Genomic DNA, 17,658 nt, shown 5'->3' on the forward strand with positions numbered 1-17,658 from the left:
TTTTGGTTGTTGTTTGTTTGTCTAATTTAGCATCTTTGCGTTCCAATTCCTAACAAGCTGATAACAAAAGGAAACGATCAACCATGGATAGGGGCCTGAGCGGGGTAGGGCCAATTGCATTCAGGCAAAAAAATTCCGGCCAGATCGGCTCTGACCGGAAAGAAGGTTGGGTCAAAGACCCTTTGGGTGCTGCCCGTCAGGACAGCGGGAGATACAGACTACATCGCATCATGCAGCTGGGGAGGTAAAGGTATCGGCATATTGCTTGCGCAGCTGGGCTTTCTGGATTTTGCCCATGGTGTTGCGCGGCAGTTCCTTGATCACCCAGATGCGCTTGGGAACCTTGAATTTCGCAAGCTTGTCCTGGGTGCGTTTGATGATTTCGTCGGTGTCGGCCTGACTGCCATTTGCCGCCACGATGACACCGGCAACGGCTTCGCCAAAGTCGGGATGGGGCAGGCCGAAGATTGCGACTTCCTCGACTTCGTCATATTCGGCGATGACTTCTTCGACTTCCTTCGGATAGACGTTGAAGCCGCCCGAAATGATCAGGTCCTTGTCGCGACCAACAATGGTGACATAGCCATCTTCGCCAATGGTGGCGAGGTCACCGGTGATAAAGAAACCATCGGTGCGGAATTCGGATGCGGTTTTTTCCGGCATCTGCCAGTAGCCCTTGAACACATTCGGGCCGCGGACTTCAAGAACGCCGATTTCACCGGCCCCAAGGACATTGCCATCCTTGTCGCACACACGGGCTTCGATCCCCGGCAGCGTCGGGCCAACCGCACCCGGACGACGTTCGCCATCCAGCGGGTTGGACGTGTTCATGCAGGTTTCGGTCATGCCGTAACGTTCAAGGATTTTGTGCCCGGTACGTTCAAAGAACGCGTCATGGGTTTCGGCCAGAAGCGGTGCGGAACCCGACACAAACAACCGCATGTTAGCGGTAACATCCTTGTCAAACTGCGGATGTGACAGAAGGCGGGTATAGAAGGTCGGAACCCCCATCAGAACGGTTGATTGCGGCAAACGTTCGATCACATCATCGGCATCGAATTTCGGAAGCAGAATGACCTTGCCACCATTCATCAGCATGATGTTGATGGCAACGAACAAGCCATGGGTATGGAACAGCGGCAAAGCATGCAACAGCGTATCACCGGGCTTGAAGCCCCATGCCGCGTGCAGGGTTTTGGCGTTTGAACCCAGGTTGTTGTGCGTCAGCATCGCGCCCTTGGATCGGCCGGTCGTGCCCGAGGTATACAGGATTGCTGCAACATCATCCTTGTCGGCACTGACAATATCGGTGATCGGGGTGGCTGTTGCGGCCTCGTCATTCAGGCTGCCGTCACCGTTGGCGCCAAGCGACAGAACCGCGCCAACATTGTTTTGCGCGCCAAGGGTCCGGGCCGCATCGATATGTGTCGGGCGGCAGACAAAGACGCGCGGTGCGGCATCGCCAAGGAAATAGGCGATCTCGTCACCGGTATACGCGGTATTGAGCGGCAGGTGAATGGCACCAAGTTGCAGACAAGCAAGATAAAGCGCGATCACGTCTGATGATTTGTCGACCTGTGCGGCAACGCGGTCACCCTTGACCACGCCATGGGATGCCAGCACTGCGGCATAACGACCGGTACGGTCCAGCAACCAGGCGAAACTGCGCTCGGTGCCATCGCGTTCGATCAGGAACGTACGCGATTTGTCTGCCGGGAAACGGTCGAGAAAGGTTTGAAAAAGATTATCGGACATGGTCATACCTACTTAAATGCCGGCAAGCTGTGCGACGGATTTCGATGTTGCGATTTTTCCGTCATTCATCAGCGCTTCGTGATTTTTCTCAATATCGTCAAGGTGGTAGGCATAATTGACCATCATGCCGCCCGCCTGGCGCAGGCCCTTGATTGATGTGTCGCCCAACCAGTTAAGCCGTTCGAGCTGTGCGCCATTGCCAAGATGGAACCGTGCGGTGGGATCGAGTGGCGATTTACCGCGTTTGCAGGTCGCAAGATAGGTCGCACACAGTGCAACAGTCGGTTTGCGCAGGGCTTCGACCTTTTCCGGATCGTCGATCCAGCCATCCTGACTAAGGCCTTCAAGAACCTGACCGGCAAGATCAGCATCGTCGGCCTTGCTTTTCTGGCGCGTCCGCAACCAGCCCATGAAGCCCGGAATGGGCGACAGGGTGGCAAATTGCTTGAGCTGCGGGAATTCACGTTTCAGTTCTTCGACAACCTGTTTGATCAGGAAGTTGCCAAATGAAATCCCCTTGAGCCCCGCCTGACAGTTGCTGATCGAATAGAAGATCGCGGTCTTGGCGGTTTCGGGCGCTTTTTCATCGATTTCCGGCGCCAGAAGAGCCTGAACACTGTCGGCCAGCCCATGGACAAGGGCGACCTCGACAAAGATCAGCGGATCATCGGGGATCGCCGGATGGAAGAAAGCAAAGCATTTGCGATCGGTTGCCAGACGACGGCGCAGATCATCCCAGCCCTGAATTTCATGTACCGCTTCGTAACGGATCAGTTTTTCAAGGATGGCGGCCGATGTATCCCAATCAATATGACGCAGTTCAAGGAAGCCGCGATTAAACCAACTGGTCAGCAGATGCTGCATATCGGCATTCAGCGGTTCCAGATCGCGGTTGGTTTTCAAAAGACCGATCAGGGTTTCACGCATATCGACAATGGCGCGGGTGCCCCCCGGTGCCATATTGATGCGGCGCAGAAGTTCCTGACGTGCGGGTTCCGATGCCTGGGTCAGGGCCGCCAGATTGGTTTCTGACGGGTCCTTGGCAAAGGCGTCGGCCGCTTTTGAAACTTTGGTGCGGTCTGCGCTGAAGTCGTTCTGCATCATCTGGAAAAAGCGCAGATGATCTTCTTCTGGCAGGTTTTCCCAAAGCCGGACCACTTCGCGGGCGACGGCGGTGCCACGTGCTTCGCCCTTTTGCGAAACCAGGTCTTTGCACATGGCACCGAGTTGCGTGAAGGAATCCTGCGGGGTGGAAATTGGCAGATCAAGCAGTTCACGCCCACGGTCGGCGATGCTTGAAATCCAGCTTCTGACAGAGATGCCTGACATTAGCGTCCTCCGATTATCGTTTCTGGAAGCCAGGTGGCGATTTCAGGGAAGAAGCAAAGAATGATAATGGCCACGATCATGCACATGACATAAGGGAAGGCGCCCTTAAGAATGCTTTGCAGGCGGATGTCGGGTGCAATGCCGTTGATGACATACAGGTTCAGTCCGACCGGCGGGGTGATCAGGCCGATTTCCATGTTGATCGTAAGAATGACGGCGAACCAGTACGGGTCAAAACCGGCATTGATGATCACAGGCAGCAGGATCGGGGCGCTCATCAGGATCACGGCAACCGGCGGCAGGAAGAAACCGCTGATCAGAAGGAACAGGTTGATGAAGCCCATCAGAACCCAACGGTTGACCTCAAGTGCGGAAATCCACTGTGCAATCGACTGGGTAATGAACAGGGATGACAGCATATAGCTGAACAGACCCGCCGCCCCGATGATCAGAAGGATCATGACCGATTCTTTGGTGGTGTCGCGGAAGACATTCCAAAGCTGGCCGGGTTTCCACATCTTATAAATGATCATCGCGGTGATCAGGCAGAACAATGCCCCGACACCAGCCGTCTCGGACGGGGTCGCAACACCGCCATACAGCGCAAACAGAACCGCACCGATGATCACAAGGAAGGGCAGAACACGCGGAAGGATTTCAAACTTTTCCTTCCAGCTGTATTTGACGACACCAAGTGCCGCCTGGGCATTGCCCTGACGCCAGGTCGAATAAAGCGACCATGCCATGAACAGGGCGGTGACCAGAAGACCCGGCAAAAGACCGGCAAGGAAAAGACGACCAATCGAGGTTTCGGTCGAAATACCATACACGATCATGGTGACACTTGGCGGGATCAGAATGCCAAGCGTACCACCCGCAGCAATCGATCCGGCGGCAACCGTGTCAGGAAAACCGCGTTCGCGCATTGCCGGAATGCCCATTTTGCCGATCGCAGCACAGGTTGCCGGGGAAGACCCCGACAGTGCAGAGAAAATCGCACATGCCCCCAGGTTGGAAATAACCAAACCCCCCGGCACACGCGTCAACCAGCGATCAAGAACGGAATAAAGGTCACCCCCGGCGCGTGAGGACGCAACAACCGCCCCCATCAGGATGAACATCGGGATGGCAAGAACTTCAAAGCTTTCAAGTTTGCCAAACAGGATTTCCGGCAAAAGCGGCAGCGAACCGGTGCCATCAAAGATGATGATGAAGCCGACACTGACCAGAAGCAGGCCGATACCAACCGGAATACCGGAGAAAAGAACAACTGTGGTTGCGATGCCAACGATGGCCGCAAGAAGCAACGGATCCATGATGCGGCCTCCTTAAAGGGCGTCGTCACGCAGGTCGAACGGCGTCGACCGGCGGGTGATAAGGGTCAGGAAGTCGGCCAGGAACTGCAGGAACAGAAGACCGAAACCGATCGGCAATGCCGAATAGGGTTTCCACAGCGGAACCGCCCAGATGGTTTCAGACAGCCAGCCGCCATCATAGGCTTCAAGCACGAGCTCAAGGCCATAGAAGCCAAACAGCGCACTGATCGCCATGCCACACAACAAGGTCAAAACTGCAAGCGTCATGCGCGCGCCGCTTTTAAGATAGAGCGGCAGCAAATCCACATTCACGTGCCCGCGCAGCAACTGCACATAAGGCAGGCCGATCAGGGTTGCGCCAATCATCAGGAAAATGACCGCCTCGGTCTGCCAGACAGTGGAGTCATTAAGCGCATAACGAATGAACACCAGCTGGCAAATGATCAGCATGGCAACCCCGAACATGGTTGCCGATGCGATGCCGCAGATCCGAGATGCGGTGTGAATCACGGCAACAAAGGCATCAAGCGGCCCCTTGGGCGGCATCGGGTGGCGGGCTGCCTTTGCGTGGTGGTCGTCGATTGGCTCGACATCAGGCGGGGGCGGCATATCGGACTTAACGGAATGCGACGCACTTTGGGTCTGCGCGAAATCATCGGGCAGATCAATCGGAAGTGGGTGCGGGGACATGGCGTTGGACACGCGCGTACTCCTCTGACGGAACCGTATTGTTCTGTTTATTTGTATTCTTTGGGAAATGGGGTGGTGCCGAACTTGTCGGCACCACCAGCACATCAGCTATGGATCACTTTACAGCAAGTGCCATATCCAGAAGTTCCTGACCATTCGGGGTCTCTTCGACGAACTTCTTGTAGGAAGTTTCCATGGCCAGTTTCTGCCATGCTGCGAAATCTTCATCGCTGAGTTCGGCGATTTCAACACCGGCATCCTTGAAGACCTGGATGCTGTCCGAATCCTGCTTGCGGCCTTCGGTGGTGTAGTATTCTTCTGCTTTCTTCGCAGCAGCAGCCAGGGCTGCTTTCTGCGCGTCATTCAGCTTGTCATAGCTTTTCTTCGACATCAGAACCGGCTGATACATGAACCACAGCGCATTGCCGGCAGCCGGGGTGTAGCATTTGACCTGTTCGTAGATACGATAGGAAACGAAGCTCGACGAGCTGGTGTTGGTTGCGTCAAGAACGCCGGTCTGCATGGCCGGATAGATTTCCGAGCTCGGCATTGCAGCGATCGAGGCACCAGCACCTTCAAGCATCTGCTCGAACGATTTACCGGCAGCGCGGATCTGAAGGCCTTTTACGTCTTCAGGCTTGTGAATGCAGCCCTTGGTCGATGCAAAGCCGCCAGCAAGCCAGCCCTTGGCAACGGTGACAACACCGTCCTCGTTCAGGAGCTCTTCGATTTTAGCCATGAACGGGGATTCGTTGATGCGGTTTGCATGGTCATGGTTTTTGACCAGTGCCGGCATCAGGGTAAGGTTGGTTGCCGGAACACGACCACCGGCATACGCCAGCGGGTAAACGATCATGTCAAGCTGCCCGCGGGTCATCGGGGTCCACTGTTCCTTCGCCTTGAACAGGGAGCCGGACGGGAAGATCTGGATTTCCAGATCGACATTGGCCGCTTTGACTTCGTCGGCAACAATCTGCGCAACCTTGTGACGGATGTCGCTGGTCGACCACTGGTGCGACAGTTTCAGGGTTTCCGCATCAGCAGATGCGGACATGCCAAAAGCGGCAACAGACATGGTGATGGCGGCGACAGACGCCGAAAGGGTCTTTTTAAAAATCTTCATCTTTTCCTCCCGGATGAAGCATGCGTTTTTGGATGCATTGTGACGGCTTTTGCGCGTCTTTTTATTGATGCGGTTTTCGCATTGGAGGAAAGCGTTACAGATTTCTGGCATCCTGTCTATGCAATTTTGTATACCAGAGATGCGTTTTGCAGTGCCACAAACCCGCCTGTGAGTGTTTGCTTGAAAATCGCGGAAATTTCCCATTCAACTTTTGCAATGCAATATGAAAACCCTGCGCAGCAGCACAGAAAAGGCTTTGATTAGTACCATTTTATGTGTTCTGGTATACCAGTGGCCGATTGTAGAAAAGGGCGTTTTATGGCGCAAAACGGTAAGCTTGCCACCGATCTGGTGCAGAAACTTGAACGCGATATTGTGACCGGTGTTCTTAAACCCGGTGACAAGCTTGACGAACGTTCCCTGAGCGAACGGTTCGGTGTTTCACGCACCCCGGTTCGCGAAGCGCTCCAGACTTTGGCCGGATCCGGGCTTGTTGCCACCATGCCCCGTCGCGGAACCATTGTTGCCTCGATCACGGTTGCCGAACTGATTGAAATGTTCGAAGTCATGGCAGAACTCGAAGCCATGTGTGCCCGCCTTGCCGCGCGTCGTATGCCACGTGTCGATATCGATAACCTGATCGCACTGGCCGATGAATGCAGCGCGCTTCAGGAACATGCCGATGCTGATGCCTATTACGAGGCCAATGTGCGTTTCCACGAAGCGATCTATGCCGGGTGCCGCAACAGTTTCCTGGAACGCCAGACCAAGAATGTCCGCAACCGGCTGGCGCCGTATCGCCGTTTACAGCTTCACCGCCCGGGGCGCGTTAAAAAATCCAACAACGAACATGCCGATATCCTGAGCGCCATTTCAAATGGCGAGGCCGATATTGCCGGCAAGCTGATGCAACAGCATGTTGCAGTTCAGGGCGAGGCCCTGAACGATCTTCTGGCGATCGTCCCGCGCGGATATCTTGAACCGCTGGCGAGCTGACGTCTCATTCACGACTTTCAAAAACTGCTGGTCCGGCGGGCAAACTTGCCTGTGATTGGGCGTGACCTTTTTGTCCGGTTGCGCTAAAACGCAGCCATGGCAAAGAAACGTTTAGATCAGTTGCTTGTGGAACGCGGATTGGTGGAAAGCCGGTCCAAGGCGCAGGCATTTATCATGGCAGGCAATGTCTTTAGTGGCGAGCAGCGGCTTGATAAGCCAGGCATGCAGTGCAAGGAAGACATGGCGATCACGCTGCGCGGGCAACCTCATCCGTGGGTTTCACGCGGCGGGCTCAAGCTTGAAAAAGGCTTGGCCGAATTCGGGATTGATGTGACCGGTTTTATCGGCATTGATGTCGGGGCATCAACTGGTGGCTTTACCGATGTCTTGCTGCAAAACGGTGCGGCAAAGGTTTATGCTGTCGATGTCGGGCAGGGGCAGCTTGACTGGAAACTGCGCAATGACGAACGCGTCGTGGTCATGGAAAAGACCAATGCCCGTCATCTAACCGATGAACAAATTCCCGATCTTGTTGATATCGTGGTGTGTGATGCCAGCTTCATCGGGTTGCGAACCGTGCTTCCGGCAAGTATGGAACGCCTTAAACCCGGCGGACATCTGATTGCGCTGATCAAGCCGCAATTTGAAGTCGGCAAGGAACGCGTCGGCAAAAAAGGCGTCGTCCGCGAACCCGAACTGCATCAGGAAGTCTGTGACACCATTTCCGACTGGCTGTCAAACTTGCCCGGCTGGGAAGTGCTGGGCATCACCAAAAGCCCGATCACCGGGCCGGAAGGCAATGTCGAATTTTTGATTTGCGGGCGGAGAGATCGATAATGTCATCAAATAAAGCTTATAGAAATCTTGGCGCTTTCGGACTCTTAGTAATTGTTTTTTTGGGTGGAGTTTTCTTTTGGCTAGTCCCACCGCGAGAGCTGATTTTATCAGGTGAGTTTACTCATGAGGAAGGATTCGCATGGAGTGTCGAGTTGCCTCGTTACGCATGGTTTTCAGACAGCATGACGCACCTGCAGATGTCGCCCCTGCGCCTGTTTGAAGATGGTTCGCCTCTTACTAAGTCGCATTGCAAGCACAAGACGATACAGATCGAAGGTATGGGATGCTACTCGCACTGGGGGAAGAAAGTATATTTTTCAACATCCGACAATTCGAGTCCTAATGAAAATTTTCGCGATTATAAGATTGAATTTAGCTATTTTGATTTGGTAGAGACAAACCTATTCATATTTTCGGTAGTTTTTACTTTGGTTGTATTTTTTGGTTCGTTGTTTGCTTTTTGTTTAATTGTTGATTTTTCTTTGTTGATTAGGAATGTTGGCAGAGGGTTTTTATTTTTATCTGTGTCTCTTTTTTCTATTAATTTATATGGTGTTATTTTGGGAGCTGCCGTATATCCGCATAATTCGTCAACATTCGGAGAGATAGCGAGCAAAGAAAATCAGGTGCAACGTGTGGATAGTCTTTTGAAAACACGAGCGGAAAATGATGAGGAGTATTTCGCTAGGCTGAGTCAGTCTGTTCATGATCACATGGTATTTGCTTGGAGGAATGAATTTACAAGAATTCCCTTAGGGGAAAATTACATTCTTTCTATGTTGGCTTATTGGGCTCCCGATAGATTTTCATCTATGGAGTTTGTCGATCCTGAACTGGCTTTGGAGCGTCGATCCGGCATCTGTTCTCAGAATGCTTTAGTTGTTTATCGGATTTTGGATGAACAAAACATCTCCGCGAAAATGGTTGGCTTGAATGGGCATGTAGTTGCTTCCGCAAAAGGTAGCTCTGGCGATGAATATATACTCGACCCAGATGTTGGAATCGTAATTCCATACGGTATTAATGAAATTGAGAACAATCCCTTATTGGTCGAAGCTTATTACGATCCGCTTTCAGAAATTGGTTCTGGATATGCTGAGTTTATGGCAAGCTATTACGGTCCCGAAGGCAATAATATCTATGATATGTCAAATGAATACTTGCGTCAGTCATTGTACATAGAGCGTGTTGCGTATTTGTTGAAATGGCTGATTCCGGCAGCTTTCGCAGTATTTGGTGTGCTCCTAATAGGCGTTCATCGTTTTCGTAAGGTTGGAAAATAAAAGCATTTTTATTGCACTATAGAGTTTGCATCAGTAAAGAAAATGTATGCTTAACAAACTCTCTGTTTACAGGTTGACTCTATGTGTCACTGTGACATTGGATTCTGCTCGCAGCCTAAAACGTTTTGCTGATATTGCGAAATTGGCAAAGTACCGAGTAGGTTTCGCTTTCTTTAGGTGGTCAGTAATACGGTTTTTGATTTGCGGGCGGAAATCGGCCTGAAGTCAGGCCAATTTCCAACCTGCGACCGTATCGTTATTTGCCGATTTTCTTCATGAAGAAATCGATGCCGGCCTGGGCGCAATCCTGATCCTGGGGCGGGGTGCCGGAACTTACCCCGATGCCGCCAACGCATTCCCCATCAACAAAGACCGGAAGACCACCGGCGACAATCGACAGGCGGCCGCCAATTTCACTGTCAATGCCATAGGCCGGTTTGCCCGGCTGTGCGGCGGCGGCATATTCATGCGTGCCCTTGCGTGCGCCCGATGCGGTGAATGATTTGTCCTGAGCGATGGTAGTGCTGGTGACCTTGCCGCCATCCATGCGCTCAAAAGCGATAAGGACGCCGGATTCATCGGTGATGGCAATGCACATCGGAACGCCGATTTCGTTGGCGCGATTACGTGCACCTTCAATCAGGATATAGGCGTCTTCGATTGACAGGCGTTTGATGGTCAGCATGGAACGTCTCCGGGGATTTGAAATAAGCTGGCGCATCTTATGTGGTGGCGCAAAAGCCGATCAATCACATAAAACGTCTTTTCACATGGTGGAAGATTGCCCGGCCAATCAGGCCGGAACCGTTTCAATCGCAACGTCATCAGGCAACGAGGCCGCAGTCGCACCAAGGGCCAGTTCGCGTAGCACCGGATTGGCGCGGTCGCGCCCCATCAGGCAGATGTCAACCGATGGCGGGGGCGGTAATGCCGTGTCGGGCAGGTGATGAAGCCCGGGATGTGGCGCCATACAACGGGGCACAGCGCAAATGGCGGGGCCCCGACGGTGATGACGGTAACAATCATGGTGTTGGCATCACCGCTGAGACTGACGCGATCGGCAATACCCGCAAATGCCGGCGTCTTGGCTCTGCCTAGCGGTAAATCATGAAATACAGGGTTGCCAGCGGCAAGATAGCGGCAATCAGCCCGATGACATTCCAAAGTTTGCGGCATTTTTCATAGGCCGGTGGCATGGTTTGATCGCCCGCCTGTGCGGTCCGGCTGGCGATCTTTGACATATAGATTTGCAAGGGGACCAACCCCGTCACCCACAGCATTGCGGCCATGCCAAACAGGCTGATGCCGATTGTCAGATGGGGCTCATCCGAAATCGCAATTCCGGTCGCATGAAAAAGCCCGATCCCGCCAATGGTTATCAAGGCACCGCCCAATGCAGTAAAGGCCAGATCCGTCATATTCACCAGCCGACAGGCAAAGGCAATGATCACAGGATTGCCGGTTTTGTCGGCCTGTGTCTTCCACAGTGCCGATACAATGATGTTGCCAAGAAACAGCACAACGCCAAGAACATGAATGAATTTAACGGTGAAATATTCCATCGGTTGATCCGGTTTGATGGCGGTTGAAAAAGGCAGGGTTACAGATCGCTTGGGGCGGTGAGGTCTTCTGCAAGAAGGCCAAGGACAAAATCGCCAAGTTCCTGATCGGCGGGCGGCACGATCATGCCGTCAATCACCAGCATGGCAATGCCATGCGCACGGCTCCAAGCGGCAAGCGCACGGTTATAGGCCGTTGCGGCCTCGGTCAGGGTCATTTCGGCCTTGCGATCGACCGAGGTCACCGCGCGTTGCAATACATCAAAGGCATTATCCGCGGCATCACGCAATTCGGGATACTGATCAAGTGGCGGGCGTTCGCGGCCAAAGATCAGTCGGAAATGTTGCGGATTTTCCACGGCAAAGCCGACATAGGCCGCGCCAAGCTTCATGATGCGTTCTTCGTGATGCGCAACATTTGCCGCCACAGATTCAAGCTGTTCGGCAAAGCGTTCAAACGCGGCAATTGCAACTGCCGCCAAAATGCCATCCTTTCCGTCAAAATGACGATAGGGCGCGGCTTCTGATACACCGGTCATGCGGGCCAGGCGGCGCAATGACAGCCCGGTCGGGCCTTCTTCTGTCAGGATGGTTTCGGCTTTTTGCAAAAGAACATTACGGACGTCACCGTGATGGTATTTCCCCATTAGCTCGTATCTCGATTTTCTTATGTTAACTAAGTTAACATTAACGAGTGGAGGCCCGCTTTTCAAGGAAAATCGACCTTTGATCGCGGAAAAAGGTGGCGGATTTCCGGGTTTTCCAGATCGCTGCCAAAACAAAAGCACCGTCCAAATCGGGACGGTGCAGTTTATACAGGGATATGTCGCAGGAACGTCAGACGGGGTTGGGCGTTTGTTCCGTGCTGTCCGCCGTTGGGGCGGCTTTGGGATCGGGGGATACATCGGGATTGGTGGATCCATCTTGTGATGTATCGGGGGTATCTGTTGCAGGTTGCGGGGGGACTTCCGGGGTGCTCGTTGTGTCCGATGTTGCTGGTGTATCCGTGCCAGTTTGTGTGTTGTTGCTGTCGGCGCTGGTCACTGTGTCGGCCGACCGGGGTTCCTGGCTTTGTTCGTTGGTGCCGGGTGTGGCGGGTGCGCTGGATGCACCGGATGCATCAGGTATGCCGTCGGCTTGTGCGGCCGGGGGCTGCTGTGTTTCTGGTGCCGCTGCCGTATCTGGTGTCGGCGTTACGGATGCTGGCTGAGTATCGGGCGTGGTCGTCGCCGTCGTCGGGGACGCTGCCGTAGTCGAGGTCGGGGTTGCATCACCCGTTGTGCCTGGCGTTGCCGGCTGCTGCGGTGCGTCGGGGGCCGGTTGGGGCGTCGTCGTGCTGTCGGTGCTGTCGGTGCTGTCGCTTGATGGAGCAGGTACCGCAGGCGTAGCAGGTGTCGCCGGTGTGGTTGGCGCTGAACCATCCTTGGCCGCGGGTGCGGGGCTGTCGACCGGCTTTTGCGGATTGAGATCGACGGACGGGGTTGCGACTTTCCTGTCTTTTTCGGTTCTGTCCGGACGGATCAGGAATTTGTCAGCCAGGGTGTCCTGTCCGATCAGCAGTGGCTGTTCAAGGCCACCCATCTCCAACAGGCCCATTTCAACATCGCGCATGATGCCGCCAATTTTCATCCGGGTGTGAATGACCGGGGCGCGTACACTTGCGCTGTTGCTGCTGGTCTGAATGTCGCGATATCCGGCAACCGGAAGGGCAAGCTTCCAGACAATGGTACAGGATTTCAGATTGCTTTCAGGTGCAGGATTGCATTTGAGCGTAAGGCTGAAAGAAACGATTTCGCCGGCGTCCTTGTCCTGATCATCGCTGCTGTCGTTTGTCGTTGATGCGCTGTCGGCAGATGCCGTGTCGCTGCTATGGGCATCGTCACTGGCGCCTGATATATGCAGATCACTGACGAACAGACAGGTCTGCGGTGCTGCGCCAAGGACCATGCCGGGCATTCCGGCAATTCCCCATTCGGGCAGGTCCAATGCCTCGTCCGGATAGAGGATCGTGCGGCCACGCAGTTGTGCATCATCACCAAGGGATCCGCTCTTGGCGGGCTTGTTGTTGGATGCAGCAAGTGAGATCAGGGTTTTGAGCAATACTGGGTTCATGCCATCAAGACGTGGCATCAACCCGGTTGTGACAGGAAACCTTGGGCAAAGACCCTAATTATCAGCTTGGGAAATGTTTGTTGGTGTTCCAGCCTTCGCATTGCGCGCGGTGGCGCAGAAGGTGGTCGGCAAGCACGATGGCGGCCATGGCTTCGCCAACCGGAACGCCGCGAATGCCAACACACGGGTCATGGCGACCCTTGGTGACGACATCGACTTCCTTGCCATAGATGTCGATGCTTTTGCGCGGGGTCAGGATCGAGCTGGTCGGTTTGACCGCAAAACGCACCACAATGTCCTGTCCGGATGAAATCCCGCCCAGAATGCCGCCTGCATGGTTGGAGCCGAAAACCGGTTTGCCATCATTGCCAAGACGCATTTCATCGGCATTTTCAATGCCGGTCAGTTCGGCGGCTTCAAAACCGTTGCCGATTTCGACACCCTTGACCGCATTGATCGTCATCATCGCCTTGGCCAGATCGGCATCAAGTTTGTCATAAACCGGATCCCCAAGCCCGACCGGAACGCCGGAACAAACGACTTCAATCACCGCACCAACCGATGAGCCATCCTTGCGCAGGCCATCAAGATATTCTTCGAATACCGGTACCGCTTCGGGATCGGGACAGAAGAACGGGTTGTTATCAACTTCGTTCCAGTTCCAGTTGTCGCGATTGATTTCCTTGGTACCCATTTTGACAAGTGCAGCGCGGATCTGGATGTCATCGCCAAGAACCTTGCGGGCAATGGCACCGGCGGCAACACGCATCGCCGTTTCGCGGGCCGAAGAACGACCGCCGCCACGATAATCACGTGTGCCGTATTTTTCCCAATAGGTGTAATCGGCATGGCCCGGGCGGAACTGGTTTTTGATTTCGCCGTAATCCTTGGAGCGCTGATCAACGTTTTCAATCAGAAGCCCGATCGGGGTTCCGGTGGTTTTGCCTTCGAACACACCCGAAAGGATTTTGACCTGATCAGGTTCGCGACGCTGTGTGGTAAAACGCGACTGACCGGGTTTGCGTTTTTCAAGGAATTCCTGAATGTCGGCTTCGGAAAGTTCCAGAAGGGGGGGCACACCATCAACGACACAGCCAATCGCCGGGCCGTGGCTTTCGCCAAAGGTGGTGAACCGAAAAAGAGTTCCAAAACTGTTGCCAGCCATATCCGAATTCCAGAATGCAAGGGTCAGAGACAAATCGGGCCGCCCGATCTTTAAAGGATTTTGGGCGGCCCGGAAATAAGCGTTTTTGCTGATCAGCCTTTAACAACCGAGATGTCAGGCGCATCAACCTGTTTCATGCCGACCGTGTGATAACCACAATCGACATGATGGGTTTCGCCGGTAACACCGGTCGACAGATCAGACAGGAAGTACAGGCCGGACCCGCCAACATCATCAAGGGTGACGTTGCGACGCATCGGAGAATTGTATTCATTCCATTTCAGGATATAGCGGAAATCACCAATGCCCGAAGCCGCAAGGGTCTTCATCGGGCCGGCCGAAATCGCATTCACACGAATGCCATCCGGACCCAGGTCATTGGCAAGATATTTTACGCTGGCTTCAAGGGCTGCCTTGGCAACGCCCATGACGTTGTAATGCGGCATGACTTTTTCTGCCCCGTAATAGGACAGGGTCAGAAGCGACCCACCCGCAGACATCAGTTTTTCGGCACGCTGGGCAACAGCAGTGAACGAATAAACCGAGATATTCATCGACATGGCGAAGTTTTCAGGCGAGGTGTCGACATAGCGACCACGCAATTCGTTCTTGTCGGAATAGCCGATGGCGTGGACGACGAAGTCCAGCTTGCCCCATTTTTCCTTGAGCGTGTCAAAAACAGCGTCAATGCTGGCCGCGTCCGACACGTCACATGGCAAGACGATGTCGCTGCCGACAGATTCAGCAAGCGGACGAACACGTTTTTCGAGGGCCTCACCCTGGAAGGTAAAAGCAATTTCGGCACCGGCGGCGGCAGCGGCACGTGCAATGCCCCAAGCGATGGATTTATCGTTGGCGACGCCCATAATCAGGCCACGCTTACCGGCCATCAGGCCCGAAATGTTTTCGGTGGACAGGCTCATTTTTCCTCTCGTTCCCACGATCTCTCTCTGGCAGGTGGAGGCATTCAATCACAGCCGCGACCGGCACAGGAGGCATTAGACATTCGGCGCATCCTACACAAAGCTGGCTCAAGGTCAATCTGGCCTGTCCTAACGTGTGCGGGCACGCTATCTTGTTGATCACGTGCAGTATAACCGGAAAATGCGTAGGGATAAGCGTTTAATGGTCGAAATTCAGAAAATGATCGCGGATCGGACCGCATTCTGGCGCTATGCCGCCATGCGTTTTGTCCATGACAAATCGGTGCAGCGCGCAGCGGGCCTGTCTTACACGACGCTTCTGGCAATGGTTCCGTTTCTTGCCGTGGCGCTGACGGTTCTTTCGGCATTTCCGGTTTTTGATCAGTTCAAAGATCAGATCATGGACGTTGTTCTGAATAACTTTCTGCCTGAAACCGGCGAACAGGTCAGCGGGTATCTGGGAAGTTTCCTTCAGAATACCGGTCAGATGACCGCTGTTGGCACCATTGTGCTTGGCCTGACGGCGGTGATGTTGCTGGGCGCGATCGAAGGGGCGATGAATGACGTCTTCCGCGTGACCAGCCCGCGCAAATTGCTGTCGCGGCTTGTGGTTTTCTGGACCTTGTTGACGGTAGGGCCGATGCTGCTGGGGCTTAGCCTGTCACTGGCGTCCTATATCTTTGCCATGCGCCATCTGGTTGGCGGCGAGGCACTGGGCCAGCAGATCGGACAACTGACCTTTATTGCGCCGTTCTTTTTGTCGGCAGCGGCCTTTTCATTGCTGTTTATCGGCATGCCAAACCGGTCTGTGGAAATCCGCGACGGGGCTGTCGGGGGCATGGTTGCCGCATTGCTGTTCGAGGCCCTTAAAAAGGGGTTCGGATTTTACGTCACCAATTTTCCGACCTATCAGACGATCTACGGGGCGGTGGCGGTGGTGCCGATCTTCCTGTTGTGGATGTATCTGACATGGATCGTCATTTTGCTCGGCGCACAGGTGGCCGCCGCACAATCGGAATGGCGTGCAGCACGCGCAGCCGGACTAATCCCCGATCCGCGCGGGGCGGTGCCGGGACATATGGAACGGATTATTGCGGTCTTGCGTGTGCTGGAATATCTGCAACACCGTTTCCACGAAGCCGGGAAACCGCCGACCTATCGTCGCATGATGCGGGAATTGAAGCTTGGCGGGCGTGACCTTAACTGGGCGCTGGCCGCCCTGCGACGTGAAAAGCTGATTGACCGATCAGAAAGCCATCGCTGGCTGTTATCCGGGGATTTGTCGCGGATCAGCCTGATGCAATTGATGACGCGGCTTGGGCTGTTTCTTGATTATGACCGGTTGTTGCTGGTGCAGACCGATGGCGGCTGGCCGGTGGTGATGCGCGAACGGCTGGTCGAGTTGGAAAAGAAACGCCAGTCTGTTCTTGATATCAGTGTTGGTGAGTTGCTCGATACTCCGCGACCCGAAGACAAGGTTCCCGAACCGGTCGAAGCCGACCCGCATCAACAAAAGTCCCGCGAAATCGATCAAAAGGACATGACCGATACCATCGGCTGATCTGGGGATCGCCCGGATTTGGGCGTTGGCCTTAGAAAATGGTTTTGCGGGTAACTGTGCCTGACGGTGCGGGGCCTGTATCCGCGATATCCGCAATCCTGGAATTTTGTTGATCGGAAAGCAGAATATTCAAACCGGTTCGGGTATTGCCGTGCAGGATTTTATCCATGATGGCGGGGCACAGGGCATTGATCTGTGCCAACAGCCGTTCGGGCCAACCGATGCGCAGGTCGATCCGGTTGCGTTCAATGGCGTTGGCGATCCGGATTGCGACATCACGCGGGCGATCTTCGGATGTTGCGGTTTGCCGATGAAGCAGTCCAAGTTTCGCACTATTCATGCTTGTGTGAGTAGCGCGCGGTGCGATGTGGCATACCTTGATGCCATTGCGGGCAACTTCACGCCGCAAGGCATCACTAAATCCCTTAAGCCCGGCCTTGGCCGCGACATATCCGCTTTGATGTGCCGGCGCGATAAGGCCGGCCATTGATCCGATATTGACGATCTGACCATGGCCGCGATTGCGCATGGCGGGCAAGACCGCCTGACACAGGCGCATCGGCACCAGCAGATCCAGTGTCAGCAACGCGTCGTAATTCTGATGTTCGGCAAGATCAAACGCGTTGATCGCCGCCAGATTGACAAGAATATCAGGGGTGTTTTCGCGCAGTGACTTGCAGACCGTATCGATCTGTTCCATCAGATCACCCTGTTCGGCATGGTCATGGGTCGTAACAATTGCCCCACGTGATCGCAGAGCCGCAGAAAGCGGACGGCCAATACCGCCGGTCGCCCCGGTCAGAAAGACGCGTTTGCCATCAACCCGCATGGCGATGCCCGATCGGTTGCGCCAGAGTCATAGACAAGGGAATAAACAGATGGCCAAAATCGTTCACGGTGGCTCCGCACAGGTTGCGTTGGATGCTTTTGCATTGGATGGTTCAGCTTACGAACACATTTTGTCCGATCGAGCTGACAGCAACCTGAAGGCAAACCAACCGTGACGATT

General features: G+C 54.2%; 19 protein-coding genes. 6 read left to right on the forward strand and 13 right to left on the reverse strand.

Annotated features, from left to right (window positions below):
* Positions 1-228 precede the first annotated feature (228 nt).
* From SIB88_RS09835 to dctP, 5 genes are all read right to left on the reverse strand, one after another.
* Complete coding sequence (locus tag SIB88_RS09835; protein ID WP_412557959.1) at positions 229-1,755, reverse strand: malonate--CoA ligase; 1,527 nt, start codon at positions 1,753-1,755, stop codon at positions 229-231.
* Positions 1,756-1,767: 12 nt separating this feature from the next.
* Positions 1,768-3,084, reverse strand: a complete 1,317-nt coding sequence (locus SIB88_RS09840) for a malonyl-CoA decarboxylase (protein WP_114112649.1) — start codon at positions 3,082-3,084, stop codon at positions 1,768-1,770.
* Positions 3,084-4,400, reverse strand: coding sequence for a TRAP transporter large permease (locus SIB88_RS09845; protein WP_068518190.1), 1,317 nt, complete (start codon positions 4,398-4,400; stop codon positions 3,084-3,086). Before SIB88_RS09845 ends, SIB88_RS09840 begins: the two co-directional genes overlap by 1 nt.
* A gap of 12 nt (positions 4,401-4,412) precedes the next feature.
* Positions 4,413-5,102, reverse strand: coding sequence for a TRAP transporter small permease (locus SIB88_RS09850; RefSeq protein WP_101248011.1), 690 nt, complete (start codon positions 5,100-5,102; stop codon positions 4,413-4,415).
* Between the two features lie 103 nt (positions 5,103-5,205).
* Positions 5,206-6,213: a TRAP transporter substrate-binding protein DctP gene (dctP, locus tag SIB88_RS09855; protein WP_068518292.1), complete on the reverse strand. Its 1,008-nt coding sequence runs from the start codon at positions 6,211-6,213 to the stop codon at positions 5,206-5,208.
* A gap of 39 nt (positions 6,214-6,252) precedes the next feature.
* Here dctP and SIB88_RS09860 point away from each other — a divergent pair, with 39 nt between their 5' ends.
* The 4 genes from SIB88_RS09860 (at position 6,253) to SIB88_RS09875 (ending at position 9,329) form a co-directional block, all read left to right on the forward strand.
* Positions 6,253-6,477: a hypothetical protein gene (locus SIB88_RS09860; RefSeq protein WP_147250602.1), complete on the forward strand. Its 225-nt coding sequence runs from the start codon at positions 6,253-6,255 to the stop codon at positions 6,475-6,477.
* Positions 6,478-6,531: 54 nt separating this feature from the next.
* Entirely contained in the window at positions 6,532-7,209 is a 678-nt protein-coding gene (locus SIB88_RS09865) for a GntR family transcriptional regulator (RefSeq protein WP_068518189.1), read from the forward strand.
* A gap of 96 nt (positions 7,210-7,305) precedes the next feature.
* Complete coding sequence (locus tag SIB88_RS09870; RefSeq protein ID WP_412557960.1) at positions 7,306-8,046, forward strand: TlyA family RNA methyltransferase; 741 nt, start codon at positions 7,306-7,308, stop codon at positions 8,044-8,046.
* Entirely contained in the window at positions 8,046-9,329 is a 1,284-nt protein-coding gene (locus SIB88_RS09875; RefSeq protein ID WP_412557961.1) for a hypothetical protein, read from the forward strand. The genes SIB88_RS09870 and SIB88_RS09875 overlap by 1 nt, the downstream gene beginning before the upstream one ends.
* A 256-nt stretch (positions 9,330-9,585) precedes the next feature.
* Here SIB88_RS09875 and SIB88_RS09880 read toward each other — a convergent pair whose 3' ends face one another.
* The 7 genes from SIB88_RS09880 to fabI all read right to left on the reverse strand — a co-directional run bounded on the left by SIB88_RS09880 (position 9,586) and on the right by fabI (position 15,088).
* Positions 9,586-10,014 carry a GlcG/HbpS family heme-binding protein gene (locus tag SIB88_RS09880; RefSeq protein WP_008891292.1) on the reverse strand — a complete coding sequence of 143 codons (429 nt, stop codon included), beginning with the start codon at positions 10,012-10,014 and terminating at the stop codon, positions 9,586-9,588.
* A gap of 108 nt (positions 10,015-10,122) precedes the next feature.
* Complete coding sequence (locus tag SIB88_RS09885; RefSeq protein ID WP_412557962.1) at positions 10,123-10,299, reverse strand: hypothetical protein; 177 nt, start codon at positions 10,297-10,299, stop codon at positions 10,123-10,125.
* A 124-nt stretch (positions 10,300-10,423) separates the two neighbouring features.
* On the reverse strand, positions 10,424-10,891 hold the full coding sequence (locus SIB88_RS09890; RefSeq protein ID WP_412557963.1) for a DUF2269 family protein: 468 nt from the start codon (positions 10,889-10,891) through the stop codon (positions 10,424-10,426).
* Positions 10,892-10,929: 38 nt separating this feature from the next.
* A complete protein-coding gene (locus SIB88_RS09895; RefSeq protein WP_101248015.1) occupies positions 10,930-11,535 on the reverse strand; it encodes a TetR/AcrR family transcriptional regulator in 606 nt (201 codons plus the stop codon).
* Positions 11,536-11,725: 190 nt separating this feature from the next.
* On the reverse strand, positions 11,726-13,018 hold the full coding sequence (locus SIB88_RS09900) for a hypothetical protein (protein ID WP_412557964.1): 1,293 nt from the start codon (positions 13,016-13,018) through the stop codon (positions 11,726-11,728).
* 43 nt (positions 13,019-13,061) lie between these two features.
* Complete coding sequence (aroC, locus tag SIB88_RS09905) at positions 13,062-14,165, reverse strand: chorismate synthase (protein WP_068518184.1); 1,104 nt, start codon at positions 14,163-14,165, stop codon at positions 13,062-13,064.
* A 92-nt stretch (positions 14,166-14,257) separates the two neighbouring features.
* Positions 14,258-15,088: an enoyl-ACP reductase FabI gene (gene fabI, locus SIB88_RS09910; RefSeq protein WP_068518183.1), complete on the reverse strand. Its 831-nt coding sequence runs from the start codon at positions 15,086-15,088 to the stop codon at positions 14,258-14,260.
* Between the two features lie 202 nt (positions 15,089-15,290).
* Here fabI and SIB88_RS09915 point away from each other — a divergent pair, with 202 nt between their 5' ends.
* Entirely contained in the window at positions 15,291-16,649 is a 1,359-nt protein-coding gene (locus tag SIB88_RS09915) for a YihY family inner membrane protein (protein WP_068518182.1), read from the forward strand.
* Positions 16,650-16,680: 31 nt separating this feature from the next.
* Here SIB88_RS09915 and SIB88_RS09920 read toward each other — a convergent pair whose 3' ends face one another.
* Positions 16,681-17,478 carry an SDR family NAD(P)-dependent oxidoreductase gene (locus SIB88_RS09920; protein ID WP_412557965.1) on the reverse strand — a complete coding sequence of 266 codons (798 nt, stop codon included), beginning with the start codon at positions 17,476-17,478 and terminating at the stop codon, positions 16,681-16,683.
* A gap of 49 nt (positions 17,479-17,527) precedes the next feature.
* Here SIB88_RS09920 and SIB88_RS09925 point away from each other — a divergent pair, with 49 nt between their 5' ends.
* On the forward strand, positions 17,528-17,653 hold the full coding sequence (locus tag SIB88_RS09925) for a hypothetical protein (protein ID WP_277988235.1): 126 nt from the start codon (positions 17,528-17,530) through the stop codon (positions 17,651-17,653).
* The last annotated feature ends 5 nt before the right edge of the window (positions 17,654-17,658 follow it).

This window comes from Thalassospira sp. MIT121401 (genome assembly GCF_047125595.1).
Lineage (GTDB): Bacteria > Pseudomonadota > Alphaproteobacteria > Rhodospirillales > Thalassospiraceae > Thalassospira > Thalassospira povalilytica.